The sequence below is a fragment of the Actinomadura rayongensis genome (genome assembly GCF_009831215.1).
In the GTDB taxonomy this organism is placed as follows: domain Bacteria; phylum Actinomycetota; class Actinomycetes; order Streptosporangiales; family Streptosporangiaceae; genus Spirillospora; species Spirillospora rayongensis.
Map to the genome: position 1 here is coordinate 592,424 of NZ_WUTW01000002.1, position 20,067 is coordinate 612,490.

The 20,067-nt window shown below is 72.0% G+C and carries 14 protein-coding genes; 6 read left to right on the forward strand and 8 right to left on the reverse strand.

What is annotated here, in order from left to right; translation table 11 throughout:
- Positions 1 to 35: 35 nt before the first annotated feature.
- Positions 36 to 4,019 (reverse strand): LamG-like jellyroll fold domain-containing protein, encoded by a 3,984-nt coding sequence (locus tag GQ466_RS32725; RefSeq protein ID WP_161102950.1) that lies wholly within the window; start codon positions 4,017 to 4,019, stop codon positions 36 to 38.
- Positions 4,020 to 4,772: 753 nt separating this feature from the next.
- Here GQ466_RS32725 and GQ466_RS12055 point away from each other — a divergent pair.
- Positions 4,773 to 7,469: a hypothetical protein gene (locus GQ466_RS12055; protein WP_161102951.1), complete on the forward strand. Its 2,697-nt coding sequence runs from the start codon at positions 4,773 to 4,775 to the stop codon at positions 7,467 to 7,469.
- Between the two features lie 5 nt (positions 7,470 to 7,474).
- Here GQ466_RS12055 and GQ466_RS32730 read toward each other — a convergent pair whose 3' ends face one another.
- On the reverse strand, positions 7,475 to 8,668 hold the full coding sequence (locus GQ466_RS32730) for a right-handed parallel beta-helix repeat-containing protein (RefSeq protein WP_161102952.1): 1,194 nt from the start codon (positions 8,666 to 8,668) through the stop codon (positions 7,475 to 7,477).
- A gap of 220 nt (positions 8,669 to 8,888) precedes the next feature.
- A complete protein-coding gene (locus tag GQ466_RS12065) occupies positions 8,889 to 11,780 on the reverse strand; it encodes a methyltransferase domain-containing protein (RefSeq protein WP_161102953.1) in 2,892 nt (963 codons plus the stop codon).
- A gap of 170 nt (positions 11,781 to 11,950) precedes the next feature.
- Between GQ466_RS12065 and GQ466_RS12070 the strand changes: the two genes are divergently transcribed.
- Entirely contained in the window at positions 11,951 to 12,889 is a 939-nt protein-coding gene (locus GQ466_RS12070; RefSeq protein WP_237417858.1) for a DUF6177 family protein, read from the forward strand.
- Here GQ466_RS12070 and GQ466_RS12075 read toward each other — a convergent pair.
- The 4 genes from GQ466_RS12075 to GQ466_RS31485 all read right to left on the reverse strand — a co-directional run bounded on the left by GQ466_RS12075 (position 12,883) and on the right by GQ466_RS31485 (position 16,666).
- Positions 12,883 to 13,158 (reverse strand): hypothetical protein, encoded by a 276-nt coding sequence (locus tag GQ466_RS12075; RefSeq protein WP_161102954.1) that lies wholly within the window; start codon positions 13,156 to 13,158, stop codon positions 12,883 to 12,885. The two genes, GQ466_RS12070 and GQ466_RS12075, sit on opposite strands and share 7 nt — an antisense overlap.
- A 2-nt stretch (positions 13,159 to 13,160) precedes the next feature.
- Positions 13,161 to 13,820: a hypothetical protein gene (locus GQ466_RS12080; protein WP_161102955.1), complete on the reverse strand. Its 660-nt coding sequence runs from the start codon at positions 13,818 to 13,820 to the stop codon at positions 13,161 to 13,163.
- A gap of 357 nt (positions 13,821 to 14,177) precedes the next feature.
- A complete protein-coding gene (locus tag GQ466_RS12085; protein ID WP_161102956.1) occupies positions 14,178 to 14,627 on the reverse strand; it encodes a hypothetical protein in 450 nt (149 codons plus the stop codon).
- A complete protein-coding gene (locus GQ466_RS31485; protein ID WP_337193434.1) occupies positions 14,624 to 16,666 on the reverse strand; it encodes a nucleotide-binding protein in 2,043 nt (680 codons plus the stop codon). The genes GQ466_RS12085 and GQ466_RS31485 overlap by 4 nt, the downstream gene beginning before the upstream one ends.
- Positions 16,667 to 16,869: 203 nt before the next feature.
- Between GQ466_RS31485 and GQ466_RS12095 the strand changes: the two genes are divergently transcribed.
- From GQ466_RS12095 to GQ466_RS12105, 3 genes are read left to right on the forward strand one after another with little or no spacing between them, the layout of a single operon-like run.
- The gene (locus GQ466_RS12095; RefSeq protein ID WP_161102957.1) at positions 16,870 to 17,652 is read left to right on the forward strand and encodes a hypothetical protein; all 783 of its coding nucleotides are present in this window, start codon (positions 16,870 to 16,872) and stop codon (positions 17,650 to 17,652) included.
- 27 nt (positions 17,653 to 17,679) lie between these two features.
- The gene (locus GQ466_RS12100; RefSeq protein ID WP_161102958.1) at positions 17,680 to 18,015 is read left to right on the forward strand and encodes a PE domain-containing protein; all 336 of its coding nucleotides are present in this window, start codon (positions 17,680 to 17,682) and stop codon (positions 18,013 to 18,015) included.
- A 4-nt stretch (positions 18,016 to 18,019) separates the two neighbouring features.
- Positions 18,020 to 18,511 (forward strand): WXG100-like domain-containing protein, encoded by a 492-nt coding sequence (locus tag GQ466_RS12105; protein ID WP_161102959.1) that lies wholly within the window; start codon positions 18,020 to 18,022, stop codon positions 18,509 to 18,511.
- Here the strand turns inward: GQ466_RS12105 and GQ466_RS12110 are convergent.
- Positions 18,492 to 18,998, reverse strand: coding sequence for a DUF6817 domain-containing protein (locus GQ466_RS12110; RefSeq protein ID WP_161102960.1), 507 nt, complete (start codon positions 18,996 to 18,998; stop codon positions 18,492 to 18,494). The genes GQ466_RS12105 and GQ466_RS12110 overlap by 20 nt on opposite strands.
- A 188-nt stretch (positions 18,999 to 19,186) precedes the next feature.
- On the opposite strand from GQ466_RS12110, the gene GQ466_RS12115 reads away from it, so the two are divergent.
- Entirely contained in the window at positions 19,187 to 20,053 is an 867-nt protein-coding gene (locus GQ466_RS12115; RefSeq protein WP_161102961.1) for a LysR substrate-binding domain-containing protein, read from the forward strand.
- Positions 20,054 to 20,067: the final 14 nt, after the last annotated feature.

Here is a 20,067-nt window from a genome sequence, read left to right on the forward strand (position 1 = left end):
CAGGGGGTCGCTTGCTTCTCAACCGTTCGCGGCCGTCAGAGATCCGGCTGTTCCGTCCTGTCGTTCAGCCGCTGCAAAGTGCCCTCGTCCAGCACGCCGGCGTATACGCGAACGTCGTCCACATCGCCGATGAACGCTTCCGGGCCCGAGCCCCCGATGCGCAGCGGCCCCGCGGCGTTCCAGGTGCTGAGATAAGGCACTTTGGCGGCCGCGTCCTCGTTGCCGTCGACATAGATCCGGAGTTCGCCGACGGTGTGGTCATAGACGATGGCGATCGACTGCCCGGACTCGTCCGACGACCCCTGCGCCTGCGTGTAGTTCACCGATACCACTTCGCTGCCGCCGTCGGTCTTCGGCATCACGACCTGCCATTGGCCGGTGGTCTTGTCATAGCGGATCGCGAAGCCGTATCCCGACGTCCCGGCCTGCGACAGAACGGTCATCGAATTCACCGGTTCCTCCGACGCGAGCCGCGCGTGAAGCGTGACGGTGAAGCTCCGGTTCGTCTGGATCAGCGCGGGCGTGGTGCCCGCGCCGTCCGTGCCGGTCGCGTTCAGCCGGAGTTGGCCCGACCCGACCATCGCGGGCGGCGACGGATCGAGAGGGTCATCGTCGGGCGGCGGGGTGTAGATCGTCGCGTCGCCCGTGAGCGTCATGCCCGTGCCGTTGCGCTGCTCCGGGCTGATCCCGCCCGTCGCCGTGTTGAGCGGCCAGTAGCCGCGCCGTTCCGGCGAGAGTGCGTACAGCACGGGAATGTCGTCCGGAACCAAAACGCGATCGAACACCTTGACGTCGTCGATATAGCCGTGCCAGTAGGACGACGTCTGGCCGTGATACTTGTTGCGGCCGATCGTCAGCGCGCCCTCGCCGTGCCACGGGTTCGGGTTGTCGGCAGTACCCGTGAGCACGCCGTTCACGTAGAGATAGATCTTTTTCGCGGTCGCGTCATGGACGCCGACGAGATGTACCCATTCGTTGAGTTCGGCGGGCTGTGTGGAAAATGCGTTGATCCATGCTCCGGTGGAGGTGTCGGTCCCCCTCATGCGGAACGCCCATTTTTTGAGAGCCGACTCGTAGCCGAGCTGGAAGGCGCCCTCCGACGCCCCGTCCTGGCCCAGCGCGTAGCCGCCGATGTCGCCCTTGTCGAGATAGACCCAGGCGCTCACCGAGAAGCTTTCGTCGGTGCGGACGACGGGCGCGGTGGTCTCCAGGGCACCGGCCGACTCCCAGCCGACGGTCCGAAGCGCCTTGCCCTTGACACCCGGCGCGCCGAACTGCACCGTCCCGACGCGTCCGGCGGTGTACCGCTCGGGCACGCCGGTGACCTGGGTCGTGCCCGCCGGCTCGTCCAGACTCCACCGGGCCAAGGCGGGCGGCGGCGCGGACTTGCGCGCGTACAGGTCGGCGATATCCGTTTCCGACAGCGGTTCGTCGTAGATCCGCACGTCGTCGACGCCGCCGCGCCACCAGTGGGCGTAGGCGCCATTGACCTTGCCGCGACCGATCTGCAGCGGGCCGGACGCCGCCCAGTCGCCCGTCACGGCGACGGTCCCTGCGAGCGATCCGTTGACGTACAGCCGCAGTTGGCCGGCCGACTTGTCATAGACGCCGACGAGGTGCGTCCAGGTGTTCAGCGTCGCCGCCGACCCGGAAGCCGTCTTGATCGGCGCATTGTCCGTGTCGGCGTCGGCCCGCCAGAAGGACCACTTCCCCGAGGACGGGTAGTAGCCGAGTTCGAATCCGCTGTTGCGGTCGCCGTCCTGGCTGATGACCGTTCCGTACTGCGTCGAGTTCGTCAGCTTCACCCACGCGCTCACGGAGTAGTTCTGGTCCGTGGCGACCACCTTCTGCCCGGTCTGAACCGAGCCTCCGTCCAGTGCGAGGGAACCGCCGATCGTGCCGGCACCACCGAGTTGGGCGCTGCCGCTGAGCGTTCCCGTGGTGTCGGGGAGGTCACGCGCGATGGCCTGCGTGGCACCGGCGTTCTCATTGAGGTCCCAGGCAGCGCGTGGTCCACGTCCCGGGTCGACGTAGAACTCGAAGTTCGCCACGACCGCGTTCGTTTGATTCGCGCCGTCCACGGCGACCACCGCGACCGACTGAGGACCGTCATGATCAGGCATGAACCGAACCGTCTGCGCGCCGCCGGACGTCGTCTGGACGGTATGCGCGGTCACGTTTTCGTCATTGAAGCCGTATTTGTACGCGACCACATCGGTGTCCGACGCTTTGAAGGTGAACGATCCGTACTCGCCCACGGCGTGTCCGGTCGTCGAGGTGACGGTCGGCGGCTTCGGCTTGGTCGCGTCGTAGATGAACTGGCAGGACGTCTGTGAGCCCTCCCAGCTCCACGGCCCCCAGAGGTAACTGTCGGAAGCGCGGACCTCCCAGCTGATGACCGTGTTCTGGGGAATGCCGACACCGGTGAGCGAATAGTCGAACCTACTGCCGCTGGCCTTGTAACCGGTCGTGTAGGTCTTCGTGACCTTCACTCCGTCAGTGCCGACCCAGCTGACCGAGAACTGGCCGCGCACCTGCTCGTTGTCGGGGTCCCGCAGCGTCGCCGACAGTTTCGGCGGCTCGTCGACGTACGGACGGCCGGTCCCACTGATGCAGCTTCCGCCCGGCGTCATCTTGAGTTCGGACTGCTTCGGTTGGTTCGGCGCGGTCGTGTAGTGGACTTCGAGCTGGGCGTTCTCGCAGAACCGCTTCCAGTACGTGTAGTCGCCTTCATCGTCGGCGCGCACGCGGAACGTCGTGTTGGAAAGGCCCGCCTGCACTGCGGCCTTGGCGTCGAAGCGCACGTTCTGGTTGGTGGACGTGCAGGACGATGTCGGATTGGTCGGCGACTTCGTCTGGAGGAAGTTCATGTCGCCCGAGGCCGGCTGATTGTCCCAGTTGGTGCCCGTGCCGATGGACTTCGACGTCCAGTGCAGGTCGACGCCCTTGGCGGACGAGCTGTACGTGTGGCGCAAGGTGACGGCGAACTCGGCGCTGATGATGTACTTGCCCTTGAAGGCGGACGTGGGGATCGAGTAGAAGAGGCGCTTCGTGCCCGTCCCGTTGCAGTAGTACGGGTCACCGGAAAGCGCCGGGCATTTGCCGCTCCCCTCGTTGTCCTTGCCGGGGAAACCCCAGTACTCGGTACTGGGATAACCACTCGCGACCATCGTCCAGCCGGTGCGCGACGCCGTCTTGTAGACGGGGTCGACGTAGACCGGGAACGTCGTCTCCTTCGCGGAGAGCAGTGCCGCGTCGGGCGCGATGGTGAGGTTGCGGCGGTCGAGCGTCACGGCCGCCTGACCTTGGCGTGACGATTCCGACGGTCCCTTGCGCAGGTCGACGGCACCGGGCGCGTCGGCCTTCGGGGTCTCGGCCGCGGGCTTGCGCGAGTCCCACATCAGGGGCTGCGGCGCGTCGAGCAGCGGCGCTCCCGACCGGTCCACGACCCGGACGCCGCCGCCCTGGACGGGGCGGACGCCGCCGGAGCCCCCGGTGGTGAGCGTCAGGCGCCGGACGCGCGGGTCCGCCGCCGCCTCCCGCGTCTTGATCTTGAAGACATGGGAGAAGCCGTCGATGTCGGCGTTGACGACGAGGTCCACGCCCGGCAGAACATCGGCGTAGGTAGCCGTGGCGCCCTGGATCGTGGGTTCCGGAAGACGGCCGGGCCAGGCCAGCGAGAAGTTCTGGCCGGCGCGCTCGACCTTGGCGACCGCGCCGGTTCCGCCGCCGGAGAAGCGCATGGTGAGATTCGCGGCCTTGGGGACGAGCGAACCGTCCTTGGCCTTGACGAGCGTGGCGTCCGGCGTCGCCCATCCGTCGCCCTTGCGCACGCGGACCGCGCGCACGCTCTGCACGGCGGTGAAGGTCTGGTCCGGGTTGGCGTAAACGGTGCGGCGCTCGTCCCGGAACGCCGTGACCTCGACGGGATCTCCCGTCTTCTTGGCCTTGGCGAGCGCGGCCTCTTCCGTCGGCGCCAACACCGCTGCGGTCGGCGGGTCGGCATGTGCACCGGTCACCGGCTGTAGCGATACCCCCGCAATAACAGCGGTCAAGAGGGAAGTCACCCAAGCCGATCGCCGCAGGACAACGCCACAATACGAGCGCCGTCGATGATCTCTCGAGCGCAGCCGAAGATGGCGCATACGGACCCCTGGGCAGATAAGACCGACATAAAACGCCCTCAACTTAAGGTGGTCAACACCGCCTGACAAGACTCTCCGTGACGGATATATTGTGGCATGAATCACCCACGTCGACGTAAACCCGATGGCGAGAGCGCTATGCCTCCTTGCACACAAAGGAGTTCTTGCAAGTCCGGCGACCCTGCGTAGTCGGCGCCGGATGACTGCACAACCCGTACACACACAACAAGTGACGATGCCGTTTTGTTATGGAAGGTTGATGAGATCGTGCGTCACCCAGTTTCTTGCGCGGGTTTTCCTGCACCGAAACAATGAACGACGAAAAACTGTCATGAATGGATACGCTACGTAGCGACTCACGGAACGTTCCGGGACGGCGGCCCTCCGGTCGGCCGAAGGTCCGACGGCGCGGAACCGTACGGCAGGGCGGCGCATGCGCCGGACGCCGCGGGAACCCGGACTCGAATGACGGCGGGCGAGGAACCCCGTAGGGTGCTTTGTGCCGTATTCAGGCCCCTGAACAGCACTCCTCCGGAGGGGAACGTGAGCACGTCCGGCAACGACTCCACGGCTGACGGCGGTCAGGAGGATTGGCAGTTCTCCCCTCCGCCGCCTCCTCCCTGGGCCGTGACCGAGCCGGAGGAAGAGCGGACCGCCAAGAGCGAGGCTCCGGCGCAGCAGGGTGATGCGGGGCGAGGCGGCGGCCTCAGCCCGGCTCCGGCGACACCGCCCCCGCCCGCGTGGGCCGAGGAGACCGTCACCGACTCCGGCGAGCACCGTCCGTTCAGCCCGCCGCCCGCCGTCCAGCAGCCCTGGGAGACGACGCCTCCGCCGCCGGGCCCGGGCTCGCTCCATCGCCGGCAGCCGCCCGCGCCCCGGGCGGAGCCGGAGGCCGGGCATCGGCCGTTCGCGCCGCCGCCCGCCGTCCAGCAACCCTGGGAGACGGGACCGAGGCAGTCACCGTCCGGCGGCGGAGCCGGCGTCCCGCCGCAGGTCGTCGAGCCGTGGATCGTCGAGGCCAGGAAGAACAAGGCCAAGCGACGCCGCGACTTCCCCATGAAACCGGTCATCGCGGGCGTCATCGCCCTGGTCGTGGTCGGCGGGGGCGGGTACGGCGTCTACGCCCTCATGTCCGGCGGTGACGACGGTCCGGGCAACGGCGATCCGTCGTCGTTCGCCGACGCGCTCTTCGCCGTGGACAGGGCGGCGCCCTCCGACGGCCTCGACCAATCGATCAACGCGGCGTCGGCGGCGGGCGGGACGGTCGTCGTCGCCGGTTCGCAGACCGGAGCGCTCAGCCCGCGGCCGAAGTTCCTCTTCTCCGCCGACCAGGGCCGGACGTGGCACGTCGCGAAGGTCCGGATGAAGGACGGCGGCCCGGCGCTCGGTCGCGGGCCCGACGCGGTCTTCGGCGCGGCGGGCGGATGGGTGGCGCTCGGCGCGGGCAACGCCACGGAGAACGTCTGGACCAGCGCAGACGGGCAGACCTGGACGCAGACGGCCGCCAAGCCCGGCGTCTTCACCGCGGGCGACGTCATCGAACAGGTCACCCGTGCCGGACGGGGATACATCGCGGTCGGCCACCGTTCGTTCGGCAAGAGCGACGCGCCGATCCTGTGGCGGTCCCCCGACGGCGCGAACTGGCAGCGCGTGACCGGCCGCGCGATCGGCATGAAGACGGGCAAGGACGCGCTCGGTGCCCTGCGCTACGCGGTGGCGACGGGCCGGACGATCCTCGTCTCGGGGACGGTCGTCAAGCGCAAGAGCACGGTCGCCGGGGTCTGGAGCTCCACCGACGGCGGGCGGACCTGGCAGGCGCTCGGCGCCCCGACCGCGTCCGGGGCGTTCGGCGACCTGCACCTGGCGGCCAACCGTTCGGGCTTCCTCGCCGTGCGGCGCGGGAAGTCCGGCAGCGCCCGGCCGGGCATCGCGTTCCGGTCCGGCGACGGCCGCAAGTGGGAGCAGGCCGGGACGATCGAGGCGGGGTCCGGGATCGAGCCGCTGCGGCTGGCCGGTGACGACTCGGGCTTCGCGCTCCTGGCCGCGACCGCCGACGGCCGTGAGGTCGCCTTCCAGAGCGCGGACGGCTCGGCCTGGGGCCAGGGCGCCGATCTCGGCACCGGACCGCAGCGCAAACTGAACGCCGTGACGGTCGCCGGGGGCGCCGTGGTGATCGGCGGGAGCAGCCGGCAGACCGATCAGGACTACCAGCTCCTCGTCGGTTCGGGCGGGCAGGTGACGCCCGTCGATCTGCGCCGCGTCCCGGGCGCGGTCGTCACCGAGCGGTCGGTCGTGGACGTCGCGAGCGCCGACGGGCGGCTCGTCGCGGTCGGCAGCACGAACGGGCGCGCCGCCGTGTGGACGAGTTCCGACGGCACGTCCTGGAAGCGGGCGGCCGTCCCGTCCGTCGCCGCGTCGAACCAGCGGCAGCGGCTCCTCAAGGTCGCCCACGGGTCGCGGGGGTGGCTCGCGATCGGGACCGACGGCCGCAGGCCGCTGCTCGCCACGTCCGCGGACGGCACGTCGTGGCAGTGGCAGGATCCGTCGGCCTTCGCCCCGCACGGCGGGCGTTCGGTGACGCTCGCGGGCGTGGCGGCCGGCCCGAAGGGTTACCTGATCGTCGGCCGCGACGCGCTCGGCGACCGGGAGTCGTCGGCCGTCGCATGGTTCTCGGCGGACCTGCGGTCGTGGCAGCCCGCCCGGCAGGACGGGCTGGCGGCCGAGCACGGGACGTCCCGGGAGATGACGGCGGTCGCCGCGACGCCCACCGGGTTCGCCGCGGTCGGAGCCAGTTCGACCAAGGGCGTCCCCGCCACGCACCCGGCGCGTCCGGCGATCTGGGTGTCGAACGACGGCCTGGCGTGGACGGAGAAGGAGGCCGTCGGACCGACGGGCGTGCAGAACATCCGGCTGACGCACATCGTCGCGGCCGGACGCGTGTTCGTCGCGGGCGGCGAGGGCCAGGCGCCGGGCGACCGGGCGGTCGCGGTGGCGTCGAGCGACGCGGGGAACACCTGGCGCGGCGGCACGCTGCCCACGCCGACGGGCAACGCCGCGAGCTTCCTCGGCGCCGCCGCGGCGCGGAACGGCACGATCACGCTGGTCGGAATGTTCGGGAGCTGGCACGACGGCGACACGATCCGGTGGACCTCGCAGGACGGCCAGGCCTGGCAGCCGACGGTCCCGCAGGGGCCGGGCCTCTCCGGTGAGGGACGGCAGCAGATCGGCGCGCTGACCGCGTCCGGCGGCGGCCTGCTCGGTGTCGGAATCTCCACCGGCGGCGACGGCGACCAGCTGACGCTGTGGCGGTTCGACGAGTCCTGACGGGTTCAGCCGGTGCGGTTGCCCCAGGCGAGGACGCGCTGGGCGGGCTCGGGTTCGCAGCCCGTCCCGCCCGTGGACGTGTCCGAGCCCGGCGACGCCGACCAGGTGCGCACGGGCCCGTTGTACCCGGACGTCAGCGTGTTGTCGTAGAAGCGGTTCTCCAGCGACGCGCACTCGCGCGGGGCGGACGCGTCCGCGCGTCGCTGGAACCAGTCCGAGAAGAACGCTTTGGAGCCCGCGCGGACGAAGACGTTGCCGGAGACCTTGTTGCCGCCGCTGGCGTTGCGCGTGCGGATGGGATCGCCGCTCACCCCGTCGAACCGGTTGCCGCGGATGATGTTGCCGCTGCTCCGGTGGGCGAGGTAGACGCCGTGAACGAGTGCCGCCTGAGCGGGGTCACCGCCGTTCTCGATGTCGGCGAACTCGTTCTGCTCGATGATGTTGCGCTGCGAGTTGACCAGGTCGATCGCGCCGTAGCCGAGCGCCGTCGGGACGTGCTTGGACCCGATGGCGGCGAACCGGACGCCGTAGACGGTGTTGCCGTTGACGCCCGTCGGCCCGCCGACGAGGACTCCGGCCGGGGACGGACGGGTCCCGCCGTCGAACATGATCCCGCCGCTGGAGTACCGCTCCAGCTGGAGGTAGTAGAAGCGCAGCGCGGTATCGCCGGTGCCGGCGGGCGGCGGTTCGGCGCGCAGCCAGAAGCCGATGCCGCCGGTCCCCCGGAAGATCGGGCGTCCCGCGATGCCGGTGAGATCCCCGCCGTACCGGTAGTCGGCCGGAAGGAAGCTGATCGAGTGCCCGGGGACGTACGTCTTCCAGTTGAGCGGCGGGGACGAGTAGACGCCCCGGCGGATGCGGACCTCCACGTCGGCTTTCGGACGGGCGGCGGCGATGATCTGCTGGGCGCGCGCGAGCGACGCCACGGCGTGGGCGGGGTCGCGGCCGTCGGCGGCGTCCGATCCGGCGGCGTCGAGATAGACGCGGAAGACCGGCGGGGCGCCCGCCGTCGAGGGCGCCAGATGGGGCTCGCGCCGGTCGCCGCCGCTCGCCATGCCCGTGAGGACGACAGAGACCAGCAGGCTTCCGCCGGCTCCGGCGGCGAGGGAGAGCAACGCCGTCGTCCGGGCGCTGCGGGACCGCGCGGGACCGGCGGGCGGACGGATCGCCTCGCCGGCCGGCCGTTGCGGCTCGATCACACCGGTCATCGGACGGCGTCGGCTCGACGTGACGCACCGGCCGGCGTCGCCCGACGGGCCGGCTCGTTCTTCCGACGTTCGATCTCCGCCTCCTGTGTCGGGCCCGTGTCCGGCACACCGTCTCGTGCCCTCAACTGTCCCAGACCGCCGAGTGCGACGGCACCGGGCAGGGACGTTCCACGTCGAGCAACGTCCGAGGGCCCGCCGAAGTTCGCGCCGCTCAGATGCAGACGTGCGCCTCGGGCGGCCCGTAGAACTCGACCCGTGCCTGCTTGAGCAGTTCGGCGTCCTGCACCGGGAACGTGTGGGCGGACGGGTCCGCGCCGCGGACGTAGACGTAGTTGAACCGGTCGGCCGAATAGATGCGAACGCCCGCCAGCTTGGCACGGCGCTGCAGCTGCGTGTCCGATCCGCGCGGCAGCGGGTCGAAGCGCAGGTCGCGCAGGACGTCGCCGCGGGCGACGATCGTGCCGCCCCGCACGAGGCTGGTGTAGGCGTGCTCGGCCTCCGGCTTGCTCAGCAGCGTGGCGTTGCTCGCTTCGAGCCGCACGTAGCACGCCTGCTTCCCGACGATGCCCGCATCGGTGTACGAGAAGGCCGGGACCAGGTCCGACAGGTAGTGCTCGCCGTAGATGTCGTCGTCGTCCATCTTGGCGATCAGATCGCCGTCGGCGGCCTCGATGCCGAGGTTCAGGCAGGCGCCCAGGGGCAGGGCGGCGTCCGCCTCCAGCACCACCACGTTGTCGATCCCGGCCTCGGCCGCGCGCGCCTGGACCTTCTCCGGCTGCACGTCGAGCCCGTGCAGCACGACGACGAGCTGGAGTTCCTTCCAGTGCTGGCGGCCGATCTGCTCCAGCGCGGCGGGGAGCCTGTCGGGACGGTTCGTCGGCAGGATGACCGACACCGCCGGACGCGGCAGCGGACGCGACAGGCCGACGTGCTCCAGCACCGTGTCGACCCGGTGCCCGAACGTGTGCTGCGCGAACACCTCCCGCATCGCCAGGTGCGCCTGGCGATCGCGCAGTTCGGAATTGGCGAGCAGGCCGCCGAGCAGGGTGCGCGTCTCTTCTTCCGTGCGGGTGACCGCCACCAGCCCGGGGAAGAACTTCTCGATGGCCGCCGAATGGCCCGACAGCACCGGCGTGCGGCACGCCGACAACTCGAAGATCCGCCGGGCGCACATCGTCGGGGAGTCGAGCACCGAGTTCACGTTGAGGAAGACCTTGTACGCCTTGTAGGCGGTGAGCATCCGGTCGTAGGGCAGCGACCCGACGACGTGCTCCGCGAGACCGGACGGGAACTGGAAACGGTCCTCCTCGCCGAGCATCCGGCTGTAGATGTGGAGACCGAAAGACCGCGCCGGTTCCAGCACGGTCGTCATCTGCTCGGCCCGGCGCGGATGCTTGTGGCTGAAATACGTGCCGGCGAACGCCACGTCGTTGCGGCGTCCGCCCGGCACGCTCACCGGGTTGTGCAGCCGGGGCTGCGCGGCGAACGGCAGCACGGCGACGCGGTCGTGTCCGAGCAGCTCGCGGTAGCGCGGGATCACGTCGTCGGCCGTGGTGAAGACCGTGTCGAACAGTTTCGCCGTCTCGATGAAGACGTCGAAGTTCGGCGGGTCCTCCTTGTTCCAGAAGACGGTCGGGATTCCCTTTTCCCGGCAGTGCGCGACGAGTTCGCGCAGCTCGCGGCCCGGCGCGTTCTTCCCGCTCATCTGCAGGCGCCAGCGGCCCTCGTTGCCCGCCCACGCGGACTCGACGAAAAGCAGGTCGGGCCGTTCCCGCGCGACGACCTCCCGCCAGTCGTCCGGACCGGGCTCGACCTGCCGCCACTCGAACCGGAACGCCGAGGCGGAGAAGGTGTCGAGAATGGTGAGCACGGTCAGGTCGGGACGGTTGACCGGCCCGTCCGGCAGCACGATCTTCGGAATCTCCGGCATGGTCCGGGTGGCCTGCGCACCGGTCGCCGAAACGGTAATGGTTCGTTCGCGGCGGTGGGCGGGCTTTTCGGGGGGCTGGGGCATCGGCATCTTGACCGACGCGCGCAGGATGTCGGCGGGCAGGGCCAGGAGGCCGCGGCGCGGATCCTGGCGGACGCCGAACAGCGACTCGCCGACCCGCCACCAGCGGCGGTTCTGGGTGGACTTGAGCTGCCAGTCCAGGTAGCGCGTCCGGTACTCCTGGTAGGCCAGCTTGCCCTCGACGTCCTTCAGCTTCCCGGCCGTCTGCTCCAGCCCGGCCGCCTGGCGCCGCGCCGCGCGGACCCGTTCCTCCGCCGCGGCCTTCTCGCGGCGCAGCGTCTCGCCGAGGCGCGCGTTCTCCTCGCGGAGCGCCGCGACCTTGGCCTCCAGGTCGGCGATGGTGGCGTCCTGCTGCGCGGCGATCGCGTCGAGGCGCGCCTCCAGCCGCTCGTAGGACGCCGTCTTCTCCTTCGTCGCGGTGTCGGCGCGGCGGCGCTGTTCGGACAGTTCGCGTTCGGTCCGCAGGAACTCCTGCTCCAGCACCGGCTGCATCGCGTGGACGAGGTCGCGGGCCGCCGCGGCGTCCATCGGGCCGGGGGTGAGGACGGCGCGCAGGTAGCCGTCCACCACGTCGAGGGAGTCGACGGTGAAGTAGGGGGCCGCCAGGGCGACGAGCGACGCCACGTAGAACGTCGCGCGGTGGTCGTGGTGCGGGTGGTAGCCGAACGGGGTGGTCAGCGCGAGGCGTCCGTCCGGGCGCAGGACGCGCGCCGCCTCGGCCAGCACCGGCGACGCGTCCAGGTGGTGTTCGACGACCTCGCCCAGCAGGACGGTGTCGAACGACGCGTCCGGGACGTCCAGCCTGCGGGCGTCGGCGACGCGGTAGGCCAGCAGCTCGCGGACGACGCCGGGCTCGCGTTCCCGGTCGGCCAGCGCGTACTCGATCCGGTCGGCCTCGATGTCCAGGCCGAGCGTCCGGAGTCCGCGCCGCGCGCACAGCAGAGCGGCGATGCCCTGCGAGCATCCGAGGTCGAGGACGTCGCCCGACGCCTGCGCCACCAGCCAGTCGATGCGCGAACGAGCGGCCCGCTGGACGCGCTCGCTCCAGATCTCGCCCTTGTAGAGCTCGGAGATCCGGTCACCGTTGGTCATGTCGCTCCCCATTTACCGCGGACGCTCGACCCCGTGGCCGGACATCACATCCGACCCTCCACCATCACCAAAGAAATCGGGACAGTTTACTCAGAGAGCCATCACGGGAGCATCCCGTTCGTCCGATCCGGATCGCCGCCGTGGCGGGAGATCACTAGACTCGGGCGGAGATGAGCACTGTGGACGCACTCACCGAACAGGCGATGGTCGTGCTCCAGGACCGTCCCCTGGTGGCGCTGAGCGCCTGGATCGGCGGCACCCTGCGCGACTGCGAGGAGTCGGGGCGCACGCTGCAGCTCGTCACGCCCCTGGAGTCGCGGCTGTCGTTGCCGCTGCGATCGGTCGCGGCGGGTGCGGGCGCGCAGTGGGTCGTACGGAACGGCGACGGTTATTACGAGGGGCTGTCGGGACGGCCGTTGAAGTGGTCGGGGACGACGTTCGTGCCCGTCCCGGAGGCCCGCGACTACGCGCCGGGGTTCACGACCCGTCCGACGGCGCCGATCGGGGTGCAGCTCGGGCTCGCCTACCGCGTCCGGCACCCGGCCGAGGGGCTGCTCGGCGGCGCGGTCGACCGGCTGCTGCAGCTGCTCACCGGCAAGTGGCCGGCGGGCTGGGGCCCGGCCGAGCCGCTGGAGCATCCGTGGCAGCCCGACCGGCTCACCGAGTACGCGCGGGGCCGCTCCACCGCGCGCATCATCGTCGGCGGGGACGGGCCGCGTCCCGCGCAGGCCGTCTGCGAGTTCACCACCGTGGACGGCGGCGCCGTCGAGGAGTCCACGACCGTCACGGTCGGGTACGCCCCGCAGGATCCGCCGCCGTTGCAGCACCTCGGCTCGCTCATCGCCGCGATGGCGGCCGACCAGCCGCTGACGTCGCTGTTCGCGCAGCTCACGCCGGGCCGCGCGGACCTGACCGTCGAGCCGCGCTGGACGGGCGCCGCCGCGCCGATCGCGATGGCCGTCGCGGGGAACGTCACCGGGCCGGCGGGCGTCCCGGCGCAGCAGGTCGGTCCCGCGCGCGCCCCGATGACGCTGTTCACGCTCGGCGACGGCCGCTCCCCGGACGGCTGGCAGCGGCACCGCGCGCTCGTCCAGCATCTGCGCTACTGAGGCTGCCCGTAGCCCTGCTGCTGCGGCGGGGCGAACGGCGGACGCGGCGCGGGCGCCGGGCCGAGCTTCATCGCGACCGCCCCGACGAGGAACCCCACGCCGGCGATGACGGTCATGAGCGCGAGCGCGCGGATCTCCGGGATCGTCTTGGCGTCGCGCCCGTCGTCGCCGACCGTGACGAGGTTCAGGAACTCCAGCGCGGGCCCGCCGAGGAGGCACAGCACGCCGAGGATCGTCATCAGCGAGAAGCCGGCGCGTGAGGACTGCATCGTCAGTCTCCCCAGATGTAAAGGTTGTTGAGTTCGGCGCTGAACATGCGGATGAGGTCGTCGCCGTAGGTCTGCGCGGGCCCGCTGCGCGGCCCCGGGACGTTCGAGCCGCTGACGAACGACTGCCGGATCAGCACGAACCGTCCGACGCTCTGGCTCGACCACCAGTGCCCCGGCTCCGACCCGTACGCCACCTTGATCTTCGGCGCGTTCGCGGCGTTCACCTTGCGCGCCATCCGCCGCGCCGTGCCCTCGCTGCCGAACTCCAGCACGCTGATCTGCACGTACACGCGGTGGTTCGGCGCCTGGTACTCGCCGCCGTGCAGGCTGCCGGTGCAGGGCGTCGAGCGCAGCAGCGCGGCGAGGCCGGGCTTGGCGGCGGCGGTGCACGACTTCGTCCAGCGCGTCGCGAGGCGGTAGCGGCCCCGGTCGGTCTTGACGGTCGGGGCGAGGAAGCTCTCGGTGACCCGGACGGGCGTCTTCGTCGGCGTCGGGCTGGGCGTCGGCGTGCTCGGCTCGTACGTCGGCGCGCTGAACGTCGGGACGGGCGGCGGCGTCAACGACCGCAGCGCCTCGACGGCCCGGTGATGACGGCGGCTCCCGTTCACCACCACGACGAGGACCGCGCCGCAGACCAGCAGGAACGCGACGGCGCCCGCCACGACCGCGATGATCACTCCACCGCCGCCGCTGCGGGGCGGCGGCGGGTAGGCGGGGCCGGGCGGCGGCCCGGGGAACGGGGCGGGGGGCGGGCCGCCGGGACCGCCCGGGGGCGGGAACGGAGGGTGTCCGGGACCTGGTGTCGACACCGCGGCGACTCCTCGGATGATCTACGACAGGGGACTAGCGAACCATGTCGGACGTCCCTGTCAAATCCGTCAACCGCCGGAGAACACATCAGGGCCCGCCGCCGGTGAAACGGCGGCAGGCCCTGACTCCACATCCAACCCCGCACGGCGTCTACCCGGCACCGACCGCCCTATGCGGACTGAGACACACGACACAGGAGGAATCGCGCATCAGCGGATGACGTTACCGGCCCCCTGCTGGTGGCCGGCGTGCTGCGGCGCCGCGCCCGCGTCGGCGGCGCGCCAGCTCAGCGCCGGGGGCTCGGTGAGGTTGTCCGGATAGACGATGCCGCCCGCCCACCGGACGAGGTCGTCGGCGAACCGGCGCGCGACCCGCGTCGCGTCCGGGACGTCGCCGGACGCGCGGACCTCCACCCACCACACCGGCGCCGCCACCCGCGCCGCGACGTCCGCGCCGAGCAGCCGTCCCACCTCGGTCGGGACCGACACGAGCACCGGGTCCTCGATGGACACGAGCAGGCGGCGCTCGGCGTCGAACAACTGCGTCGGCTCGGGGTCGCCGCCGCGCAGTTCCAGCGGCTCGCCCATCGCGATCATGCCGTCGGCGACGGCGAACACGTCCGGCTGCCGCCGGGTGAGCGCGACGAGGTCGCAGGTCACCGGACCACCCCCACGCCGCCGAGGGCGCGCGCGAACGCCTCGGAGGCGATGAGCCCGGCCGCCCCCCGGGTCGCCTCCCCGATCTTGGTCATGTCGAGCGATCCCCCCGCGGCCAGGTGCCGGTCGTACGGGACGAGGACGATCGGCAGCCCCCACGCCGCCAGCATCTCCCGCGCGCGCTCCAGGTCCGCGCCGACCTGCGGGGCGTGCGTGACCATCGCGATGACCGTCCGGGACAGCAGCGCCTGCTGCCCGTTCCCGGCGAACCACTCCAGCGCGCCCCGGGCGCTCAGCGCGCCGTCGGCCGTCGCGGGCGTGACCAGGACGAGCCCGTGCGTCTGCCCGAGGATCCCCCGGTGCAGCTCGGTGAGGATGCCCGCGCCGCAGTCCACGACGGCGGCGGCGAAGTACCGGCTGATCGCCGCGAGCGCCGCCTGGAACGTCTCGATCGTGAACTCGCCCGCGATGCGCCCGCCGCGCGTGGACGACAGGACCCACAGGCCCGCCTCCGTCCGCGCGAGGTACTGCGCCGCCTCGTCGAACGTGCGCGGCTGACGCGCCGCGAGATCGAACAGCGACTGCTCGGGACGCACCCCGAGGCGCAGCGGCAGCGATCCCAGCTCGGCGTCGGCGTCCATCGCGATGACGCGGTCGGCGCGGTGCCGGGCCAGCTCGGTCGCCAGCAGCGCGGCCATGCTCGTCTTGCCCGCGCCGCCGCGCACGCTGGCCACCGCGATCTGCCGGTAGCTCGGGACGGCCCGCTGCAGCAGCGCGGCGATCTCCGCCTGCGTCGCCGGATCCTGCGGGCCGGTCGCGCCGACGGCCTTGCGCGCGGCCCGGCCGAAGCGGCGGATCAGCGGGTCGCCGTGCTGGTTCTTGCGGACGAGGTCGTCCGCCATCGGCACGCCGCCCTGCTGCTGGTGCTGCGGCTGTGGCTGGGCCGGTGCCTGCCGTGGCGCGGACGGCGCCGGACTGTCCGGTTCTTCCGTCCCGGCGTCCGGCGGCGGCGCCCCGGGAGCGCCCCCGACGGTCGGCGCGACGGCCATCTCAGGGTCGAAGTCGGGGTTGTAGAGCGGGACGGCGGGCTGCGGCGCGGACGCGGGATCGGGCTCGGCCGGCGGCTCCGGCGTGTCGCCGAACGGGTCGCGCTGCAGGCCGCCCGCGCCATCGCCGTACGGGTTGATGACGACCGGCTGCGCGGGCTCGGCGGGCGGCTGCGCGAACGCGTTCACCGGCGCCCCACTCGTCTCCCCGGGCGGCCCCTGCGGCCCGACCACCGGCGCGTCGAACGACGGCGCCCCGGACGGCACGCTCCCGGCCCCAGGCGCCTGTTCACCAGACGCCACGCCGGGCGCAGGCGCCCCTCCGGCGGGCGCATCGAAGGACGGCGGCGCGACGCCGGGCGCAGGCTCCCCTCCACCAGGCGCGTCGAAGGACGGCGGCGCGCCGGGCGTCCCGAACGACGGCGCACCCGGCGGCTCAGCGCCGGGCGCGGGCGCACCGGCCGCGGGCGCGTCGAAGGACGGCGGCGCGGGCGGGGCCGCGGGCGTCTCGAAAGACGGCGGCGCGGGCGGCGCGACGCCGGGCCCGGGTGGCGCGGGCGCCTCCCCGGCGGGCGCGTCGAACGACGGCGGGGCCGGCGGCTCAGCGCCGAGCGTAGGCGCGCCGGTTGCGGGCGCGTCGAAGGACGGCGGCGCGGGCGGAGCCGCGGGCGCACCGGCCGCAGGCGTCTCGAAGGACGGCGGCGCGGGCGGCGCGGCCGACTCGAAGGACGGCGGGGCGGGCGCGGCGGGGGCCTCGAAGGACGGTGCGGCCGGTTCCGGGACGGGTGTGAACGACGGCGGCGCAGCGGGCACCGGCGCGGGCAGCGGGTCGGGGGTGACCGGGATCGGCTCGGGTTCGGCGAGCGCGCGGGGCGCGGAGTCGGCGCCCCAGTCCGAGCCCGGTGCCGCCGACGACGCGGTGTTCAGGGCCTGGAGTCCCCGGCGGGCCACGCCGAGTTCCCCGAGGACGGCCTGCTGCCAGCTCGAATCGGACACCTGCCTCCCTTTCCCTCACCGCAAGCCTACGAGACGCAAGGGGTGCCGCGTAGCGGTGATCACATCGCGCGGGTGAACCGAAACGGCACGATCACCGTCATACCCACCAGCCGATGAGCCCGGACAGGGCTCGGACGGCTAGTCTTATCGGATCTTCCGCCCGGCGATTGTCCTCATTCGCCCCAGTACCGGCCGGAGTTGCCATGTCCTCCCCCCAATGGCCTGGTCAGCCGGGTTACCCACCCGGTCAGCAGCCGCCGCCTCCCCCCGGACCGTTCCCGCCCGGCGGCGGCTACCCGCCGCCCCCGCCGCCGCGCAACAGCGGCGCGGGCCTTCTGATCGCGCTGCTGGCGGGCGGCGGGCTCGTCGTCGTGATCATCATCGCGGTCGTCATCGTGGTGGTGGCCAACAGCGGGGACAAGCCGCGCCGCCACATCACGCTGCCGACGTACTCGCCGCCGACGTTCAGCGTCCCGACGCCGACGAGCACCAGCACGACGTCCGGCGGGATCGACGGCGTGCTCGGCGCGACCATCCGGACGGCGAAGGGCAACACCTTCACCCGCGCCGGCACCAAGGACGCGACCTGCACCTCGCGCGCGGACAAGGAACTGACCCCGGTGTTCAGCCGGTACCCGTGCGTGGGGCTGATGCGGTCGGCGGTGTACGCGAACCCGTCCAGGACCGTTCTCACGGTGATCTCGATCGCGCAGTTCGCCGACGAGTCCACCGCGTCGTCCGTCAGCGACGCCACCAACCAGGGCGCGGCGCCGATCCTGCTGATGCCGTCCATCGAGAGCGGCCTGCCGCGGCTCGGCCGCGAGCCCGAGTCGTGGACGCGGAGCTGGACGCAGGGCTCCCGGGTCGTCTACGCGCAGTCCTACTGGGCGAGCGGCTCGGCGACCGGCGGACGCGAGGGCACCGTCTACACGACGGCCGGCGAGCTCGGCACCGAGATCACGAACGTCCTCGTCTGGACGAACTGACCGATCACGTGACGCGGGGAGGCGCTCGTGACGACGAACAAGTACACCGTCCAGCCCGAGACGCTGCGCGACGCGGGCCGTGAGCTGTCCGCCGCGGGCGACCGGCTGAACGAGCAGTGGACGGCGCTGAAGTCGACCGTCGACGGCATGGGCCAGCCGTGGGGCGGCGACGACATCGGCATGATCATCGGCGAGTCGTACACCGCGATCCAGGACCAGGCGGACGAGTCCTTCTCCGGCGCCGCCGAGGACCTGGCGGCGTTCGGCGAGAAGCTCGCGGCGATGGCCGACAACCACGAGAAGGCCGAAGAGTCGATGGTCGGCGAGATCAACAGCGTGTCCGCCGCGCTGAACGGCGGCTGAGCCGGTGGGTCTGCAGCTCCCCGGCGAACTGATCAGCCTGCTCGGCATGCTCGGCTACAACTGGCCGGAGGCGGACGAGACGAAGCTGTTCCAGCTCGGCTCGACGTGGATGGAGTTCTCCGGGACGGTCGGCTCGGTGTCCGCGGACATCGAGTCGGCCGCCCAGCGGGTGCCCGCGTCCAACGAGGGCGACGACATCGAGGCGTTCCAGAAGGCGTGGGCGGAGGAGGACTCCCCCGCCGCCGTCCTGAAGGACGCCTCGATGGGCGCGACGGCGGTCGGCGCGGCGTTCATCGTCTGCGCCGGGGTCGTCCTCGCCCTGAAGATCAACGTGATCGTGCAGCTCGTCATGCTGGCGATCGAGATCGCGCAGGCCGCGGCGACGGCCGTCGCGACGTTCGGCGCCTCGCTCGCGGAGATCCCGATCTTCAAGGAGATCACCGGGATGATCATCGACGAGCTGATCAACCAGGCGATCACCATGCTGCTCGGCTGACGGCGCTTCGCGCGCCCTCGCTGAGCAGCGGCGTCCAGGTGGCGAACAGCGCGCGGAGCGGCCCGCCGTCCAGGTCCGAGTGGCGCAGGACGTCCAGTTCGTTCGCGACGGTCAGCTCCGCGAAGTCGCGTCGCGCCGCCGTGTCCGGGACCGATACCGCGCCGGTGAAACGGTCGCGGAACGTACCGCCGTCCGTGAGTCGCGGGTAGGAGTACGCGCGGTCGCAGCTCGCGTAGAAGTAGACGAGCGCCTCGGCGTCCGGGCCGATCACCGGGGTCAGCTCGTCGCGGCGGCCCAGCGCGTGCGGGAAGCCGTCCGTGCCGTAGAACGCGTGGCAGAGGCCGGCGAGGCGCAGTTCTCGCCGCGCGCCCCACGCGGTGAGCGTCGCGTGGACGCGGTCCAGATGCGCCGCGAGCGTTCCGCCCGGATGCCGGATGGTCTCGGCGTCGCGCTCCGCCAGCAGCGCGCGGGCGGCCTGCTCGGTCATCGGTGTCCTTTCTGGAGGTCGGCACCCGTCCGCCGCTCCGCGTCGCCGCCGCGCCGTATGTCCCGGGTCATCGGACGGCGTGCGGCGGGCCGCGGACGGGTTGCCGCCGGTTTCCGCGTCCCATCCTGAAAGCCGCCGGGATCCCAGTCAATTCATGGATTTTCTGGGGTTTGCCCTAGCTTTTCCTTGTGACTCTGGACGACCTTCGCGTTTTCATCGCCGTCTACGAAACCGGGAACCTCAGCACCGTCGCCCGCGACCTGGACCGGACGCAGTCCGCCGTGAGCCAGCACGTGCGGCGGCTGGAGCGCGAGACGGGCCTGCCGCTGCTCGAACGGCGTCCGCGCGGCGTCGTGCCGACCGAGGCCGGACGCGTCCTCTACCAGGCGGCGCTCGGCGGCATCGCCGCGCTCGACGCGGGCCTCGACCGGCTCGCCGAACTGCGCGACGGCGGCGGCGCGGTGCGCATCACGACGGGCGGCGTGACCGTCCGGCACTTCATGGCGGACGGCATCGCCGAGTTCCGCCGCCGACGCCCCCGGACGTCCCTGGAGTTCCACGCGGCGCACTCGACGCAGCGCTGCGTGGAACTGCTGCGCGGCGGACGCGTCGACCTCGCGTGGATCACGCTCGGCGAACCGCTGCCGGGCATCGAGCAGCGTCCGGTGGTGGACCTGCCGTGGGTGCTGGCCGTGCACGCGTCGGACCCGCTGGCGTCCCGGGACGCGATCCTCCCCGACGACCTGGCCGGCATCCGGTACATCGCGCAGCCGGACGACTCGACGTCGCGGCGGCGGCTGGAGGAGGAGTTCGTCCGGCTCGGCTGCGGCCGTCCCGAGCCGGTCGGCGTGGCGGACTGGGACACGGCGGCGCTCCTCGCCGAACTCGGCGTAGGCCACGCCGTCCTGCCCGCCCTCCCGCGCCTGGCCGCCCACTCCCCTCTCGTAACGGTGCCGATCCCGTGCCTGGCACCGATCAGCGTCGGCTGGGCCGCCCGCCAATGGACGGCCCTGAGCCCCCCGGCCGCCGAGTTCGCCGCCCTCGTCGCCTCCTGAAACGCGCGGACGGG